The sequence below is a fragment of the Sphingobacterium multivorum genome (assembly GCF_900457465.1).
Classification (GTDB): domain Bacteria; phylum Bacteroidota; class Bacteroidia; order Sphingobacteriales; family Sphingobacteriaceae; genus Sphingobacterium; species Sphingobacterium multivorum.
Genome location: NZ_UAUU01000011.1, coordinates 1,093,374 through 1,109,464 on the forward strand (window position 1 = coordinate 1,093,374; position 16,091 = coordinate 1,109,464).

Below are 16,091 nucleotides of genomic sequence, written 5' to 3' on the forward strand. Positions count from 1 at the left end.
TTAATGTTAAAACTTAAAAAATGAAACAAATTCTCGTTGCCTCTGATTTTTCAATCAATGCAAGTCATGCTTTGCGTTATGCCTTGTCTTTGGCTTCTCGTTTGCATATGGAAATTGCTGTTGTACACGCCATACACCCGACAGAAGGGATCAACAACAGTACTTATAACGCGATCTTTATAGAAGATTATTACGCTAGAAAACGAGCTGCTTTGCAAGAATGGACTGATCAGGTGGTTCAGGAAAATAAATACAATGGCCTTAAAGTGAGATCTGTTGTCGAAGTAGGTTATCTGCGGAATGTAGTCACAAAGTATGTTGAATATACCGATGTTTCTTTTTTGGTGATGGGAATCACTGGGGCGACGGGCATTAAAGAAATTGTCGGTAGTAATGCAAGTATGGCTGTGACAAAATTGCGTATTCCGACCTTGATTGTACCTCCTGAAAGTAATCTGTCCGCTATTCCGGTCATTACATTGGCAACGGATTACAAAACCACAAAATTGTCTGTGCGTGATGTCAAAGCGCTCAATCGTATTTTAAAACTTTCGGACCCCAAGAAGTTGGAAATTCTACATGTTTCAGAAAGGGATTTGGACGAAAAGCTGGTGCGTAATGGGGAGAAAAAAATGCGTCAGTTGCTTCCTAACGTAACTATCAACTTTAACTATGTGGATGAGGATGATACACGCCCATCGTATGCGATCGTTGATTTTGTGGAAAACAATCAGACCGATATTCTATGTTTGGTCAAACGCAACCATAATATGATTTATCGTTTATTTGCAAGTAGTACGGTGAATGAAGTTCTGAACCGATCGGTTAAAGCGATTTTGGTGTTGCATGAATAGTCTATGTTGAAACTTTTTTACGCTATATATCAAGCCGTTTTGGATTTTCCAAGCGGCTTTTTTTCAATGACAAAAAGATGGATTGATAATTCAGAAACCAATTTTGAGCCAGTAGGCAATCAGTATCACCTTAAATTAACCTAAAAATCTCTACAAGTCGTCGTCCTGTGGAGATTTTTCACTATAGTCCCTTATAGTGCGCTGAAACTTTGTATATTTTTCCATGTACATCTAATTCCATATATTCCGCGGAAAGCGAATCGTTGACGCTTTTATAGAAAATTACCATGGAGTTTACGCCCGTAAGTATGTGGTAAAGCTCAAAATGAAGTTCTGGATATTTTTCCAGTGCGCTTTTAAAATAAGCTTTTAATTCTTCTTTGTTCTTTATATTTCCCGCCGTATTCACACCCATTTTCTGAATAAATGGGGGAGCGAAAGTCAATGTCTTCACTATAGTGTCACATAATTGTATCCAGATCGTGTTGGTTCCAGGGATCAACCCAATGTTGCGTAAGATCTGCAGGCTGATTAAAATTATCTAGTGTATTCATATTGTATTAAAAATTAATCGATGTATCTGACGGAATTGTCAAACCAAACCGCTTAAAGCAATATACATAATTTAACTGTCTTATCTGGCGTAAGGATGGATAAACCGTTATTGACCCACAATTTGTTGGAATCGCTAAATTGAACAAACGGTTGCGTTTTGATCAGAGTTGTCAATGCTGATAATTCTCGTTATTATCGTAAGGTTATAGTCTGTTCGTAAGCAGATTGACTATAGTTTGTTCGTTTATAAAATAAGAAAATTGTGAAAAAATATCTATTTCTTGCGGGTATTCAGGTAATGTCAGTGCTAGGGTTATCGGCCCAAACGACAAGGTCAACTGTGCCATTACAGCTATTGGGTACCCGGAGTTGGATCCGTGTAGACACGAAGGATAATCAACCGAGCATGTCCGGAGCGAAAGTCTTTTGGGCAAAAACGAATAAGAAACCGCAAACAGCCAATGCGATATTAGCAGAAGGTGCCAAACGTTATTATATTCAGCAGGTGGAGCCTGAAACGACCTATTATATCTGGATAGAATCTGCTACAGGAAAATCCTTGGCGAATGGAAAAGTGTATACGAGCAAGAAGTGGCAGCTGGATGATACTGAACTCGATGAGGAGCAAAAGAATCCAAGCTCAAGAGCTGTTCCTATTGGTATGGAAGTCTATTGGCAGGATGAATTTAACGATCAATTACTTAATCGGAATAAATGGACGACCAACTATTTCTCGTCCCTGAACTATCTGAATGAAAAATCCAAGGATGAAATGTTGCATGATCGTTTGCCACAACCGGCTTATACGTTAAATGGATCAGCGATCAATCTGTATGTCAATGATACCATTCCCAAGCGGATTTTTACGGAGGGTGGCAACCAAAAGATTTCATCCATCCAAACCTACGATTGGAAGTCCAATGAAAATTTACTGGACAACAGCAAAGGTGGGTACTTTGAAGTTAAGGTAAGGCGTAACCGCCAAGGTAGTCCCAAGGGAACAAATACAGCTTTTTGGTTTGATTCACCTGGGCCAGATATTCGTTATTATCTTCAAGAAGGATCCGAAGTCGACGGAATTAAAGGCATTCGTCCAAAGGGACAGCTTTTTGAAATCGACGTTTTCGAATATATTACGGCTCAATTTGTGGTACATGGGCATGTCGATCAAAAAGGGGTATTTCAACGTAATCTTGCTACACATATTGCGGAGGGGTATGAACATGTCGGACAATGGGTAACACATGGAGTATTGTGGACACCTACCAGTATTAAACATTATATCAATGGAGACCTGATCAAGGAGTATACGAATAAAAATCAGATTTATTCACCCAACCACTTTTTGAACGTATTTCTTGGAGCCTATGGATCTGAACGCGGAGTCAATATGGAGGTCGATTATATTCGGGGCGTATAATTGGCCTTTAAAAGATGGTAATGAATTGCCTAACCCAGATTTTGAGGGTAAATCTGGTCTTGCACCTTGGGAAGGAGCAGCGGTCATCGAAGAACGGCGTGGAGAAAAAGGCAGTAAAGCGGTCGTACTTGCGCCGGGTCAAAAAATAGAGCAATATGTTTATTTGGATCCTCAACAAGACTTCAAGCTTGGCTATTGGAGTAAAGGAGGTAAAGTTCAGGCGGAAGTGGATGATGTTGCTGTCGTAACAGGAAAGTTATCGACTTTAAAGACTTTAATAGCTGATTCAGGAAAGAGAGGTGGAGAACAGGCGGTTAATTTTGTCACTGGCAAGGAGATCAATCCGAATAAAAAAATAGTTCGGATCGGATTTACCAATGTAGGAACGGAAAACGCATTTTTGGATAATATCATATTGAAAAAAAGATAGTTATAATGCAGTTTTCTTAATAAATATTGGCTTCATGTATATCACGTTGGAGCCATTTTTATGTTTTTTTATGCGGTAAATGTTTCTTTTGATATGCTGAAGGTGACATATTTGTCTGTTTTTTGAAGAAATGAGAGAACGTAGCGGAGTCCTCAAAACCCAATTCAATCAGGGTGGTCTTGATTGGATTGGCCCCCAAACGCAGCAGGTGCATAGCTTCCTTTAACAAACGATTATGAATCAATTTGAGGGGGGTAGTCTCCATGTATTGCTGTGTTTGTATCCAAAGAGTTGTTGCAGTTATATTCAATAAATTTGCGTAATAAGCGACATGGTGTTCTTTTTTATAATGAAGTTCTATTAATTCAAGAAAGCGATTCAGGATGGCTGGATAAGTATATGGTGCTAAATTATCGATGTGTTTGGTTAAGGAGCGGTTAATCTCTAGTAAGCTAGTTCCCAAACGTGATAAAATGAGTGATAATAGTGGCTGATAGCGAGAGAGTTCCTCACGGATCTTATCGAATTCATAGCGAAGCCTCTCAAATTCATATGCTGCGATCTGAAGTATCGGATAATCTTTAAGAAGTTTTATGTTGATTGAAAGCGTATGACATAATTTTTCAAAATTTTGCCAGGGAATTCTAAAATGATAAACAGCGGTTTCTTTGAAAAAATAGAAAGAACTTGACTGACCAGGGAACATTAAATGAATTTGGTAACCCATTATATTATGTTGCCCCTGATCAATCTGACGGATACCTCCTCCCGAGTGTATTAAGATAAGGGTCAGCACCTCTTTGCTTTTGAGCATATGGCAGGTGTGTACTCTGATATTCCGCATTCGATATAAAAAACCGAGATGCTCTACCTGTTCGTCGCATGTTGTTATGTTTGCAGTATTAAACATAGTTACTTTGGTCTGAGAGGCGTTAAATGCACGATTTGTTTATTCAATTTTGCGATTCTTATCTAACGATTATAGGGATATTCCTGTACCCAATGGAACTTGCGCTGCTTTAATTCGAAAGCTTGCACGTCTTGTTTAATCAGTTTAATTTGCGCTGTCTGGTCATCGAAGGTTTTTGTCAGAAGAATATTTCCATCTTGGTTGATTTTATAATCAAATTGATAATTGTTTAAGGTAATTTTCTTCCCCGCAGCATCAATAATAACGCTCTCTCTTTGCGGGCTATAGTCTGTGTTGCGTATTAAGACCTTGTTGTTATCAATTTCGAAAACAATAAGTCGCCAATTTTCGGGGATTGTTTTGCGTGGTGTTCCCGCTTCATCAATACGGTAGATTCCATATAGTGGTGACTTCGTTAGGTACTCAGCGATCATTTTTTTTGTACTTAATATGCCCATGCCTTGTTGCACTATAAAGAGAAGTAACACGGCCAATTTGATGATAAACAAACTTTTTCTTTTCCAGCTTTTATTGAATAGGGGTTGTTGAATAGGAAGTAACTGTACAGGTTTTCCTGAAATAAAAATTTCGCACAATGCTTTTAAGTAGGGAAGCAGTAGAAATATGGAAAATAGCAGGAGTGCTGTGGAGACCATTTTGACAGGAACATCATAAAAATAATTAACAGCCATAATATTGATACTTGTCGCAACCGTAATAAGTGCACCCAAAACCATCATTTTTCTGAAAAGCAATAGGCCCGATAATATTTCAATTGAACCGATGAGTATATTGTAGCCTTGAGAATAACCGATATAAGTCCATGCGAGGCCCATGGGGGAATACTCGCCCAATGGCTGCAGGAGTTGTGTTAACCTCGGCGGCTGCATTTGCATATAGAAGACTTTGATGAGACCATAGTTGATGAGCATAAAAGCAACATAATAACGTATTGCTGTGGTTAACCAGTAAAAAAGGATCCTATAGTTCGCTCTTTTTCGATCTAATATGGACCATAAAGCTGCCCCGACTAATGCTAGTAGGAATAAGATCAATAAGGATATCCAGGCATAGGAGGTATCCCCACTTCCGTTGATGAAGATGCTGTGGTCGTAAGAATAGGCCAATATATTTTCTGCAAACCAGGGAGTCAACTTTTGCATAAAATGATTGAGGGGAGAGCTGATATAGCCATATAATGGATAAGTGCCGTTGTTGAAAACAAGAATAAACGACAAAATGAAAATAAAAGAAAATCGAAAACCTAATTTTCTAAAGGCAGGCCAACGTTCTGGACCGTTTTCGTTAAGAATAAGCATGATTAAAGTTTATAGTATTTAAGTTAATATTTTTTGGTAAAATAGACCGTATGTTTGTTGAAATAAATAATCGATTAAATAGTAAATAATCATTACGCTATATTTGGACAGAAGTTTTTATCTTGCTCCTAAAAAATAAGGATCATGGACAAGATCAGAGAATATTTCGAATCGCTCGTTGTCATGAATGATACGGACTGGGAAGTATTTTCCGCTAAGCTTGTTAAGATGGAGTTTCCAAAAAAATCACTGATTTTGGAAATCGGAAAAACTGAACAGTATTTATCTTTTATTGAAAAAGGAATTGTACGTTTCAATATCCCAAAACTGGACTATGATTTTACTTTTGGATTCGCTTTTGAAAACTCTTTTGTAAGTGGGTACGATTCCTTCTTGACACAACAGCCTTCATCGTATCATCTCGAGGCAATAACGGATTGTATTTTATGGCGGATATCGTTTGAGGATCTCCATGCGGTATATCAAACAACAACGGTTGGGAATCTAATTGGTCGGAAAGCGGTTGAGGACATTTTTCTAAAAAAAATGAAACGGGAACTGACGCTACTCGAAGATTCGGCAAAAACCAGGTATATCAATTTGTTGCGTGAGCAGCCCGAGCTGATTCGCAATATTCCCTTAAAATATCTGGCTTCTTATATTGGTATTAGACCGCAATCATTGAGCCGAATCAGAAAAGGCATTTATTAACAAATGTTCATTGATAACAAAAAGAAGGGTACCTATTTTTGTTATAAAAAAGATGAAACCATTTTTTGTATTGATCGTTGTCTTTATTGTCTCCAATTTTAGTACCCTGTTGTTGAAAGGCACGGTGGATTATTTTTTTTCTGGCAAAATAGCACTAGCCGTTATGTTGCTGTTTACATCATTGGGGCATTTATTATATACGGAGGGAATGACCTTGATGCTGCCCGAATTTATTCCATTTAAAAAGGAAATGATCTATGCAACCGGACTGTTGGAAGCCCTTGCTGCTATTGGGCTATTTGTCCCGCAGATGAGCCGCATAACGGGAATCCTTTTAATTGTCTTCTTTCTACTGGTATTACCCACAAATATCCGGGCAAACTTGAAGCATATAAATTATGAGACGGCTACTTTCGATGGACCTAGTCCAAACTATTTGTGGTTTCGTATTCCGTTTCAAATCTTGCTTATCGCTTGGACTTATTATTTTGCGATTCGTTAAATCAAGTTTCTTAACTAAAATATAGCATTAAATTAATATGGGATTGTTTAGTGTTATTTAACAATTTTTTATTTTTACTAAACTTTTAGGTTTAATCAAATGAAAGAAGCAATTAAGATGATCGTATTTGACATGGCAGGTACGACAGTGAACGAAAATAATATTGTGTATAAGACGCTTAGAAATGCAATAAATACGGTAGGAGGCTATGAACTTACATTAACGGAAGTATTGGCGCATGGCGCAGGTAAGGAAAAGTTACAAGCGATCAAAACAGTACTTAAAAATAGCCTGAATCTTGTTGATGATGAATTGGCACAACGCATGTTTACGTTGTTTTTAGGGGAGCTGGAGCATGCTTATGAAGTAGAAGAAATTTATCCAAATACGAATGCTGAGGAGCTTTTTGCCATATTGAAAGACCGTGATATCTTACGTGTGTTGAATACGGGATATGACCGAAAAACTGCGGAGTCGCTTTTAGAAAAGCTTAACTGGAAAGTAGGAAAGGATGTAGATGCATTAATTACAGCGTCTGATGTGCCTCGAAACAGACCCTATCCAGATATGATTGAATTAGCGATGCAAAAATTTGAAATTGCTGATCCAGGTGTTGTCGTAAAGATTGGAGATTCTATTATCGATATACAGGAGGGGCAGCAAGCAGGCTGTGGTTTAAGTATCGGTATCACAACCGGTGCACATAATGTGGTTCAACTCAAATCCGCAAATCCCGATTATGTGATTGATGATCTACTGGAAATTGTTCCAATACTTGAAAAGAAGAATATCTCCAATACAGTTGTCTAGTTCTTTGACACTGTTGAATAAAAAAGCGGGTATTTCTTGTAGGAAATACCCGCTTTTGATTGCGATATGATCCACATGCTATTGCATTTGTATGCCTTCCATTGAATTCTGGTTTTTGTTTTTCTTAAACATGTTCATATCCATTTTTTCCGAAACGGTAGGAAAGATTCAATTTGATCAACTGCGGATTGGAAAGTCGATAATAGGTTTGAGAGAATCCTTCACCCGATGAAACAATGGTATTGCCACGTGTTCTGAAGATATCATTGATGGCTAATGTTGCGGAGGCAGCCTGATTTTTCAAGAAGCTTTTCTTGATGGCAAAGTCGATACCATAGAATGGTTTGATATAGCCTTGGGAAGAGCTTTGTGCCTGGTTCATTGGTGGGCCGAATGTCTGGCCCTGTGTAACTGGCATATTTGTTTTACCTTGATATTCAAAAGCAAGCTGTAGGTTCCAGTTTTTCTGTAAGTTGAATGTATTGTTCAATTTTCCAAATACTGTCCACATACCTTCCGATGGTGTTTTCTCATCAACTTCAATTTTAGAATTGTAGAAGTTGAGGTCTGCTGTCAGATCCCACCATTTTTTGAGATTATTGGTATACGTGAATTCGGCCCCGTAATTTTTGCTGGAATTGGCATTGATATAGGTATTAATGAAGTCCATTTTGTTCGTCACCGGATTGAGTTCCTGTGTCAGGTAACGTGTAATTAGGTTGTTTGTAGATTTATAGTATACCGTTGCCAAAAATGTACCTTTTCCATGTGTACGACTGTAAGAAAGTTCGCCCGAAGTGGTGAATTCTGGTACAAGATCGGGGTTACCACGTGTAATATTTAAGCTGTCGGTGTAGTCAACAAAAGGGATAAGCTGAAAGAAGTTCGGACGGTTGACACGACGGGTTACGCTCATCTGTATTTGGTCTTTCTCGGTTAGCTTTTTGCTTAAGAACAAAGAAGGAAATAAGCTAAGGGGATACTTGTTGTGAAACTTTTCATTTGTATTCAAAAGTTCGCCGTCGTACGTTGAGCTTTCTGCGCGCAACCCAACTTTATAGGATACCCAGTCTTTGAGATTTCCTCCAAGTGAGGCATAAGCTGCATAGACACTGTTTTTATTGTTATAGTTCGCTGAAGCTGCGGTGATATTTTCAAAATCCTCCTTATCCACTGCTTTTAAGGAATTCGTGTTGAGGTTTTTGAGTTTATTGATCTGGGCACGCACACCGGTCTCGAGTTTCATGCCATTTTTGAACGGTTTGACATAATCTGCCTGCACAGTCATAAATTTATTGTTGCCGGAGCCGTTGTTTTTTTGGATCTGCGTTCCGCTGACCTCATCGCTGGCATTGCGATAATTGGTCGTATATAGACCATTTGAGGTGTTATTACCGCCAAAGTAATTGAAATCGACAGACAATTCTTCGCCTTCAGTTTTGAATTTTTGGACGAGACCAGCTTGCAGGCCACGTGGTTTAAAGCTTCTTTCAGATTCGGAAATGCGATCGCTCATTGAAGTACTGCCCCCTGAAGTGGTGGAAATTGCTGAATTTTCATTAGGCTTAAATTTACCCTGAACCAACACTCCGGCGACAGATAGCGTTGTTTTGGGACTTAAGTCGTAATCTACGCCAAGCCGGCCAAAGGTAATCATACCTTTTGTTTTGCCCTCGATATCTTGATCTACTGTCGATTCTATGCCATTAATTGTACTGGTACGGTGGCTGTCGCCCTCGGTGTTGGTCCGCATGCGCATATTCATTCCCGTCAGTGAGATGTTGAATTTATTCTGACGCAGATTTAAACTACCCATAAAGTTGGTCCCGCCAAAGCGGTCGCCACCTAAGGTGACCATACCATTGTATCCAGCTTTCTTATTTTTTTTCAGAATAATATTGAGGATACCGGCCATACTTCCAGAAGCGTCGTATTTGGCAGATGGATTTGTGATGATCTCGATTTTATCAATGACATCAGCCGGAATTTGATCCGGTGTAAGCGTGGTCGGTTTTCCGTCAACAAAAATCGTTGGCGCTGCATTTCTCAATTTTACATTACCGTCGATATCTACTTGTACAGAAGGCATATTGCGGAGTACATCGATTGCTGTACCGCCAGCCGCGACGATATTTTTCTCTACGTTGAAGACTTTTTTGTCGATATCCATTTCGAGTAATGCCTTACGGCCAGTCACGGTGACTTCATCGAGCTTACGGTTGTCATTTTCCAGTTTGATCGCGCCGATATCTTTGGCTGTTTTTCCATCGGTATAGTCTACAGCTAGATCAATCGGTGCATAGCCTACAGAGCTAATTTTTAGCTTCCATTTTTCTTTTGGTGAAATGGCTGCGAAATTGAATTTTCCATTTTCTGAAGAACTGGTACTTTTTACGAGAATTTCCCTTTCTTTACCAGTAGCTTGATCCTTGATGACCTTCAATAAATTCACGGAAGCTTGCGCGATCGGTTTCCCGGTGTTGTCCACAATTTGGCCGGAGAGCTGGCCTTCGGACATGGCGAAAGCAGGACGACCGCCTGCAGGGGCTTGAGCGTGTACAGAAGCAACCGCAGTTGCCATTAGTGCTATTGCTATAAATCTTTTCATTTTTTCTTTGCTATGCTATCGGCTACGCGGATTAGGCTGTTCGATAGTACGCAAATTTGAAAAGGATTTTTTAGCTATGCAATCATCTGTAGACCGAAGCGGCGAATGTGTAGACGAACGGATAATTGTATCGATTCAATTTGTACCTGTAGCATTAGATAAACTGTTCGATATTTTTAATATATTTTTTACCGATAGGAAGGGCAGTTTCGGGTAAGGTGAGTTTGCTTTGACCGACCTGTTCAATACGATTTTTGTTGACAATAAAGGAATTATGTATGCGTAGAAAATCGACTGTAGGTAATATTTTTTCCATCCCTCGGAGGTTGCTGCGCGTAAGAAGTGGCGATTCACGGTCGACCAGGTATATTTTCACATAGTCTTTCAAGCCTTCGATGTAGCTGATTTCATGGAGAAAAATTTTCGTCTTTTTGTATTCTACATTGACGATAATATGATCCTGTTCGGGTAGCTGTTTTGCAGGGAGCAGCATACTTTCTTCCACTTTTCGGACTGCGGCTGCGAGTCGTTCTTTTGAAATGGGTTTAAGCAGATAATCTACGGCATTTAGCTCGAAACCTTCAACAGCATATTGGTGATAGGCCGTGGTGAAGATAACTAAGGGGCGCGGAGTGAGTTCGCGAATAAACTGCGTACCCAATTGATCGGGCATTTCAATATCCAGAAAAATCAGATCGATAGCGTGATCTTTTAAATAGTCTTCAGCTTCGGCCGTCGCATTAAATTTACGGGCGACTTCGATTTGCTCAAAATTCAATAAGTCGTCTTCTAAAATGTTGAGCGCGAAGGGTTCATCATCGATTAGTATACATTTAATCTTCATCGGTCATCAGTTTTAAAGTCACTTCGAAATCTCCAGCATCGGTTTTTCCGATCCTGAGGTCATGTCGGTTGGGATACAATAATTGTAATCGTCTGCGTACATTGGTCAGTCCTATCCCTTCGTTTGGACGCGGTTCCGTATGTTGTAAAATGCTATTTCGGGATATAAAGATAATGCCACCTGGAGTATCCTGGAATTGAAACTGTATCTGTGGTTCAGTTTTGCTATCCACACCATACTTGAATGCATTTTCCACAAAATGGATGAAGAGTAATGGGGGGATCATTCTGTTTTTGACTCTGTCTTCGATATCCAGTGCTACATTTCCTTGAATAGGAAGACGAAGGGTCTGTAAGGCGATAAAATTGCGCATATGGTCGATCTCTTTAAAAAGCTCGACTTTGGGACCGTCTACTTCGTAAAGTATGTAGCGTAGCATTTCGGACAACTTAACAATAGTGTCTTCGGAATCTGATGATTGTTTACGAATGAGCCAACGGATATTATTGAGCGTATTGAATAGGAAATGTGGGCTGATCTGAAGTTTTAACATCGTTAGTTCTGCCGTTGTTTTTTCAAGCGCAATCTGTTTGTTGAGCTCCTTTTGTCGGGCTTGCTCATCGTAGAGAAAGATCATCGAAGAGGTAATCATACAGAGTGAGTAGATAATACCCGGGCCGATAACCAATCGTACGAAAAGAATATTTTCCTTGGTCAGATGAGCTAGCTCCCCATCTGGATTAAAATAGACTATACAGTAGTTCAGTGCTACATAGGTGGCAAATCCAAGTGCCATTAATAGTACAAAGATCTTTCTGCGACCAAAAAAATAGGTGGGTGCAACAACGTAGCAGTGCAAGTAAAAATGAGTAGCCAGGAATACAATATTTACTAAATGCGATAATGCCGAATAAGGCTTGAAATCCGCGATTTTATCCGGCTGGTAGAGGTACGTAATAAAGGGCAAAAGCAGTAATATGGTCCAGATGACAATATGTAAATAGAATTTTCTGAAGAATCTGCCAATCATGTTATATCTAATTAATCCCCTTACTTTTGGATAAGACCAAACTTAGATAAATTGCTTTTTATATGCAATATAAATACGTTTATAGGTAAAAACAATTATTCATCAAAGCTGTTCTCCGATGGTTATCATGGTCTGTTGTCAATCGATATGGTGTTATAAACATGAGCAGCTATTAAATGAAATGATGTTAAAAAGAGGTTCAGGAAAGAACACGAAAACGGGAAATAGGCTGGACTGTTGGAAATAGTTTTGTATTTTGCAGGTATAAACTTTGTAACGTGACGTTCAATCCAAACCGATATCAGCATATGCCCTACAGACGCTGTGGGAAGAGTGGCATTCTCTTGCCAGCCATTTCATTGGGGCTTTGGCAAAATTTTGGTGAAACCGATATTCAAGCGGTGTTCCGCAAAACTTTGGTGACCGCTTTTGATCACGGGATTACCCATTTTGACCTTGCCAATAATTATGGTCCGCCTCCGGGAAGTGCAGAAGAGAACTTTTGACATATATTGCGTAGCGATTTTGTGGGCTATCGTGATGAACTTTTAATTTCCACTAAAGCGGGATATACCATGTGGCCGGGTCCGTATGGTGACTGGGGAAGTCGTAAATATTTGATGGCCAGCTTACACCAGAGCTTAAAACGGATGAAGCTCGATTATGTGGATATATTTTACCATCATCGACCGGATCCGAATACACCGTTGGAAGAGACGATGGTCGCATTGCGAGATATTGTTCATCAAGGAAAGGCCTGCTATGTGGGTTTGTCCAATTATCCTCCTGATCTTGCTCAGAAAGCTGCTGCGTTATTGCGTGCAATGGGGACACCATGCCTTATTCATCAGCCGAAATATTCGATGTTGGTGCGGACACCTGAGGAGGGGCTTTTGGATGTGCTGCAGGCAGAAGGAATCGGAGCGATCGCTTTCTCTCCTTTGGCACAGGGACTGTTGACCAATAAATACTTAGGTGGCATTCCGGCAGATTCGCGCGCTTCGAAAGAGCATTTTTTGAAAAGTGACATGATCACTGCTGAATTGATGGAGAAGATAGACCGGTTGAATAATCTGGCGATACAAAGAGGCCAAACATTGGCTCAAATGGCAATTGCATGGTTGTTGAAAGATGAACGTGTAAGCTCCGTTTTGGTAGGGGCGAGAAATAGTGAGCAACTGGTTGATTCACTCAAGGCCCTGGACAGGCTAGACTTTACGGCGGATGAATTGGCACTTATTGATGCTATTCTGAAGTATAATTAATCACCTAATTGATCATGTCATGTTTGCCTTTGAAGCACAATTGGAAATTATCGGTATCAATCCTTTTGTTTTTGTTCCTGCTGATATTCTGGAAAACCTATTTAAGGATGCGGGAATGAACAAAGGTTATATTCCTGTGAAGGGAAAAGTTAATGAAAAAGATTATGTTCAGACCTTGCTGCGATTTAAGGGGGAGTGGAGACTGTACATTAACACGGTTATATTGGCGAACTCGCCGAAACGAATCGGCGAGACCTTAACCATAACAATCGCTTTTGATCCGGAAGACCGGACTATTTTGCCTCATCCAGAACTCGAAGCAGCATTTGCGCTAAATAATGATGCACTAAAGGTGTTTGATGGATTGTCTCCATCAAAGCAAAAGGAAATTATCCGTTATATTTCTAACTTAAAAACTGCGGATAGTCGAAGAAAAAACATCGAAAGGGCGATCGGTTTTCTATTGGGTAAAAATCGATTTGTGGGGCGCGAAAAGCCCTAAGAACTCAGACCAGTACTTCCATGTATGTCCTGTAATTACGGCCAGATATAGGGAGGATTGGTTAGAATTTTAGTGATAATTTGAATATACTTATGGACAATCCTAAAATAGTATGGGGTATCATCGGCTGTGGTGATGTCACAGAAAAAAAAAGTGGACCTGCGTTTAATCGGATAAATAATAGTCAGCTAATGGCTGTCATGCGAAGGGATGCGGCGAAAGCTGCTGATTATGCTAAGCGACATCAGGTACCCCTATGGTATTCAGACGCTGACGATTTACTTGATAATATCGATCTCAATGCGATTTATGTCGCAACGCCACCGTCCTCTCATCTCGCGTATGCACTATCTGCCCTGCGTAAAGGGAAATCTGTTTACGTTTGAAAAGCCCGTTACGTTAAATGCGATAGAGGCTGAATCATTATTGGCGGAAGTAAAAAGCAGTAACGGGAAATTGGTTGTTGCGCATTACCGTAGACAATTGCCTTTGTTTCTAAAGGTTAAAGAGCTTGTTGAAAACGGTGAAATTGGCCAGCTAAGGACGGTGCAACTCCGTTTATGGCAAAGCAGAACGCCCGACCTGGTAACTAAAAGTGGCGGAGATTGGCGTACTGATCCTGCTGTTTCGGGCGGCGGCTACTTTTTTGATTTAGCCCCTCATCAATTGGATTTGATGCTTTACTTTTTTGGAATGCCGATTTCATACGATGGTTTTAGCTTAATTCAGGATAGGGACAGTGCTGTTGCCGATCAAACCACAGGGACCATTTTATTTAATAATCAGCTTGTTTTTCATGGAAGTTGGTGTTTTAATGTTGCCAAAGAAAATCAGGTAGACCGTTGTGAAATTGTTGGAAGCCTTGGTCGTATTTGTTTTTCCATTTTTGGAAATTCAGTTGTTATCGAAACAGGGGATGGAGAGCAGGAATTCAGATTTGACCATCCCGAAAATATTCAATTGCCGATGATTTTCGCGTGCGGTAGAGTATTTCAGCGGCATCGGGCCAAATCCATCTCCGATTGAGGAAGCCTTGGTCCTGATGCAGATCATCGATAACTTTTCGACAATAAGGCAATAATATTTTGCTTTGCTGATAAGCTCTAGTCTTTAAGGATGAAGCAGGTATAATGGAAAGCCTATTTGGAAGATAGGTATGATTTTGGTCTTCCAAATAGGCTTAATTTTTCTGACAGTGTCTGATCTTATTGGCCACAAAGAACCTTCAGTTTGCTTTCATTACTGTTGGTGTCTGCGAAGTTATGAAGGTTTTATTAAGTATTCTTTCTTTTGAATGGACCCATTGGAGCAATGAGTTCTAAGTTGGTGCCATAAAGAGGTGCACCGAACTGATCTTAAAAGCAATTAATAGATCGCTACTGGATTGACATTGACCTGTGTGGATCCTACATATAAGGGCTGTCCAAGGACAAATAGAAATTCCCAGACTTCTTCTTTTACCAAGGGGCGTGTGTCGATTAATTCAAGATTGTATATGCCACGTTTGGCCAATAAAAACTGATTGATTGGAAATTCCTCGTTGGTATTGGGGTTTGGATATACTTCAGATGCCCACGTGTCACCACCAAAAGCAACGATACCTTGATCTGCTAGCCATTTTGCTGCATCCATACCGATACCGGGTTCAGTTTCCAGGAACTGTTGGTTGTTGTTGCCGATCAATTCTAACCAACCTGTGTTGAATAAGACGATGTCACCTTTTTTGATCGTGATCCCTTGTTTTTTTAATACCGATTGAATGGCTTCAACGGTAAATTCTGTACCACCGGGAACGATATCTTTTCCATAATAGGCTGTCATATCCAAGACAATAGCACGGGTTACCAGTGGTGGGACTTTTTCTATTCCAAGTTTTTTAACGCCTTCTACCGTAACAAAATCCTGCGCTTTGTTGCCATTGTAGTAGATATTGTTGATTCCGATATGTCCAATACCGTTCAATTGGGTGCCGACACAGGTCCAGGCATTTACCAATTCGTCGTTGAAAGTGAATTTATTGGGACCAAGTGTTGCACCAGCCTGTTCTCCGGGTTGTATATTATACAAGTTAAAACTACGGTGGCGGAAAGCTGGAAGCTGTTTGTTTACAGGGACAGCAAGAGGGACAGTTTTTCCCTTTTTGACAAGTTTTAATGACTGTAGCACCAATTCTGGTGATATTAAATTGGCAGCTCCGATCTCGTCGTTCTTACCATAAGCAGCATGATGCCATGTACTATCTGTTGGGTCTACCAACAGTGTTTTATTTTGCGCATTGCTTTGCAATGCTGTGAGTGACAGTACCCCATGAGGAGTACTGTCAACTGATTG

16 protein-coding genes and 1 pseudogene are annotated in these 16,091 nt (G+C 40.0%); 10 read left to right on the plus strand and 7 right to left on the minus strand.

What is annotated here, in order from left to right:
• The first annotated feature begins 20 nt into the window (after positions 1 to 20).
• Positions 21 to 854: a universal stress protein gene (locus DTA23_RS21935; protein ID WP_046675350.1), complete on the plus strand. Its 834-nt coding sequence runs from the start codon at positions 21 to 23 to the stop codon at positions 852 to 854.
• 181 nt (positions 855 to 1,035) lie between these two features.
• On the opposite strand, the gene DTA23_RS21940 is transcribed toward DTA23_RS21935, so the two are convergent.
• On the minus strand, positions 1,036 to 1,308 hold the full coding sequence (locus tag DTA23_RS21940) for a nuclear transport factor 2 family protein (RefSeq protein ID WP_204991021.1): 273 nt from the start codon (positions 1,306 to 1,308) through the stop codon (positions 1,036 to 1,038).
• A 363-nt stretch (positions 1,309 to 1,671) separates the two neighbouring features.
• On the opposite strand from DTA23_RS21940, the gene DTA23_RS21945 reads away from it, so the two are divergent.
• Complete coding sequence (locus DTA23_RS21945) at positions 1,672 to 2,829, plus strand: glycoside hydrolase family 16 protein (protein ID WP_218565442.1); 1,158 nt, start codon at positions 1,672 to 1,674, stop codon at positions 2,827 to 2,829.
• 25 nt (positions 2,830 to 2,854) lie between these two features.
• Positions 2,855 to 3,259, plus strand: a complete 405-nt coding sequence (locus tag DTA23_RS28055) for a hypothetical protein (RefSeq protein WP_218565443.1) — start codon at positions 2,855 to 2,857, stop codon at positions 3,257 to 3,259.
• A 58-nt stretch (positions 3,260 to 3,317) separates the two neighbouring features.
• Here DTA23_RS28055 and DTA23_RS21950 read toward each other — a convergent pair whose 3' ends face one another.
• Positions 3,318 to 4,169 (minus strand): helix-turn-helix domain-containing protein, encoded by an 852-nt coding sequence (locus tag DTA23_RS21950; protein WP_112376043.1) that lies wholly within the window; start codon positions 4,167 to 4,169, stop codon positions 3,318 to 3,320.
• Between the two features lie 62 nt (positions 4,170 to 4,231).
• Positions 4,232 to 5,488, minus strand: coding sequence for a hypothetical protein (locus DTA23_RS21955; protein WP_112376044.1), 1,257 nt, complete (start codon positions 5,486 to 5,488; stop codon positions 4,232 to 4,234).
• Positions 5,489 to 5,632: 144 nt separating this feature from the next.
• Here DTA23_RS21955 and DTA23_RS21960 point away from each other — a divergent pair, with 144 nt between their 5' ends.
• The 3 genes from DTA23_RS21960 (at position 5,633) to DTA23_RS21970 (ending at position 7,511) form a co-directional block, all read left to right on the plus strand.
• Positions 5,633 to 6,199 carry a Crp/Fnr family transcriptional regulator gene (locus tag DTA23_RS21960; protein ID WP_070567992.1) on the plus strand — a complete coding sequence of 189 codons (567 nt, stop codon included), beginning with the start codon at positions 5,633 to 5,635 and terminating at the stop codon, positions 6,197 to 6,199.
• A gap of 52 nt (positions 6,200 to 6,251) precedes the next feature.
• Positions 6,252 to 6,701, plus strand: coding sequence for a DoxX family protein (locus tag DTA23_RS21965; RefSeq protein ID WP_112376045.1), 450 nt, complete (start codon positions 6,252 to 6,254; stop codon positions 6,699 to 6,701).
• A 99-nt stretch (positions 6,702 to 6,800) separates the two neighbouring features.
• Positions 6,801 to 7,511, plus strand: a complete 711-nt coding sequence (locus DTA23_RS21970; RefSeq protein WP_112376046.1) for an HAD family hydrolase — start codon at positions 6,801 to 6,803, stop codon at positions 7,509 to 7,511.
• 124 nt (positions 7,512 to 7,635) lie between these two features.
• Here DTA23_RS21970 and DTA23_RS21975 read toward each other — a convergent pair whose 3' ends face one another.
• The 3 genes from DTA23_RS21975 to DTA23_RS21985 all read right to left on the minus strand — a co-directional run bounded on the left by DTA23_RS21975 (position 7,636) and on the right by DTA23_RS21985 (position 11,993).
• Positions 7,636 to 10,119: a TonB-dependent receptor gene (locus DTA23_RS21975; protein ID WP_112376047.1), complete on the minus strand. Its 2,484-nt coding sequence runs from the start codon at positions 10,117 to 10,119 to the stop codon at positions 7,636 to 7,638.
• A gap of 154 nt (positions 10,120 to 10,273) precedes the next feature.
• Complete coding sequence (locus tag DTA23_RS21980) at positions 10,274 to 10,963, minus strand: LytR/AlgR family response regulator transcription factor (RefSeq protein WP_112376048.1); 690 nt, start codon at positions 10,961 to 10,963, stop codon at positions 10,274 to 10,276.
• Positions 10,953 to 11,993, minus strand: coding sequence for a sensor histidine kinase (locus DTA23_RS21985; RefSeq protein WP_112376049.1), 1,041 nt, complete (start codon positions 11,991 to 11,993; stop codon positions 10,953 to 10,955). Before DTA23_RS21985 ends, DTA23_RS21980 begins: the two co-directional genes overlap by 11 nt.
• Positions 11,994 to 12,301: 308 nt before the next feature.
• On the opposite strand from DTA23_RS21985, the pseudogene DTA23_RS21990 reads away from it, so the two are divergent.
• The 4 genes and pseudogenes from DTA23_RS21990 to DTA23_RS22000 all read left to right on the plus strand — a co-directional run bounded on the left by DTA23_RS21990 (position 12,302) and on the right by DTA23_RS22000 (position 14,786).
• Positions 12,302 to 13,258: pseudogene (locus DTA23_RS21990) on the plus strand (aldo/keto reductase).
• A gap of 19 nt (positions 13,259 to 13,277) precedes the next feature.
• On the plus strand, positions 13,278 to 13,760 hold the full coding sequence (locus tag DTA23_RS21995; protein WP_112376050.1) for a YdeI/OmpD-associated family protein: 483 nt from the start codon (positions 13,278 to 13,280) through the stop codon (positions 13,758 to 13,760).
• A 92-nt stretch (positions 13,761 to 13,852) separates the two neighbouring features.
• The gene (locus DTA23_RS29645; protein ID WP_256604602.1) at positions 13,853 to 14,146 is read left to right on the plus strand and encodes a Gfo/Idh/MocA family oxidoreductase; all 294 of its coding nucleotides are present in this window, start codon (positions 13,853 to 13,855) and stop codon (positions 14,144 to 14,146) included.
• Positions 14,070 to 14,786: a Gfo/Idh/MocA family protein gene (locus DTA23_RS22000; RefSeq protein ID WP_256604603.1), complete on the plus strand. Its 717-nt coding sequence runs from the start codon at positions 14,070 to 14,072 to the stop codon at positions 14,784 to 14,786. The genes DTA23_RS29645 and DTA23_RS22000 overlap by 77 nt, the downstream gene beginning before the upstream one ends.
• 339 nt (positions 14,787 to 15,125) lie before the next feature.
• Here the strand turns inward: DTA23_RS22000 and DTA23_RS22005 are convergent, their stop codons facing one another.
• Positions 15,126 to 16,016, minus strand: a complete 891-nt coding sequence (locus DTA23_RS22005; protein ID WP_204991025.1) for a cyclase family protein — start codon at positions 16,014 to 16,016, stop codon at positions 15,126 to 15,128.
• Positions 16,017 to 16,091 lie beyond the last annotated feature (75 nt).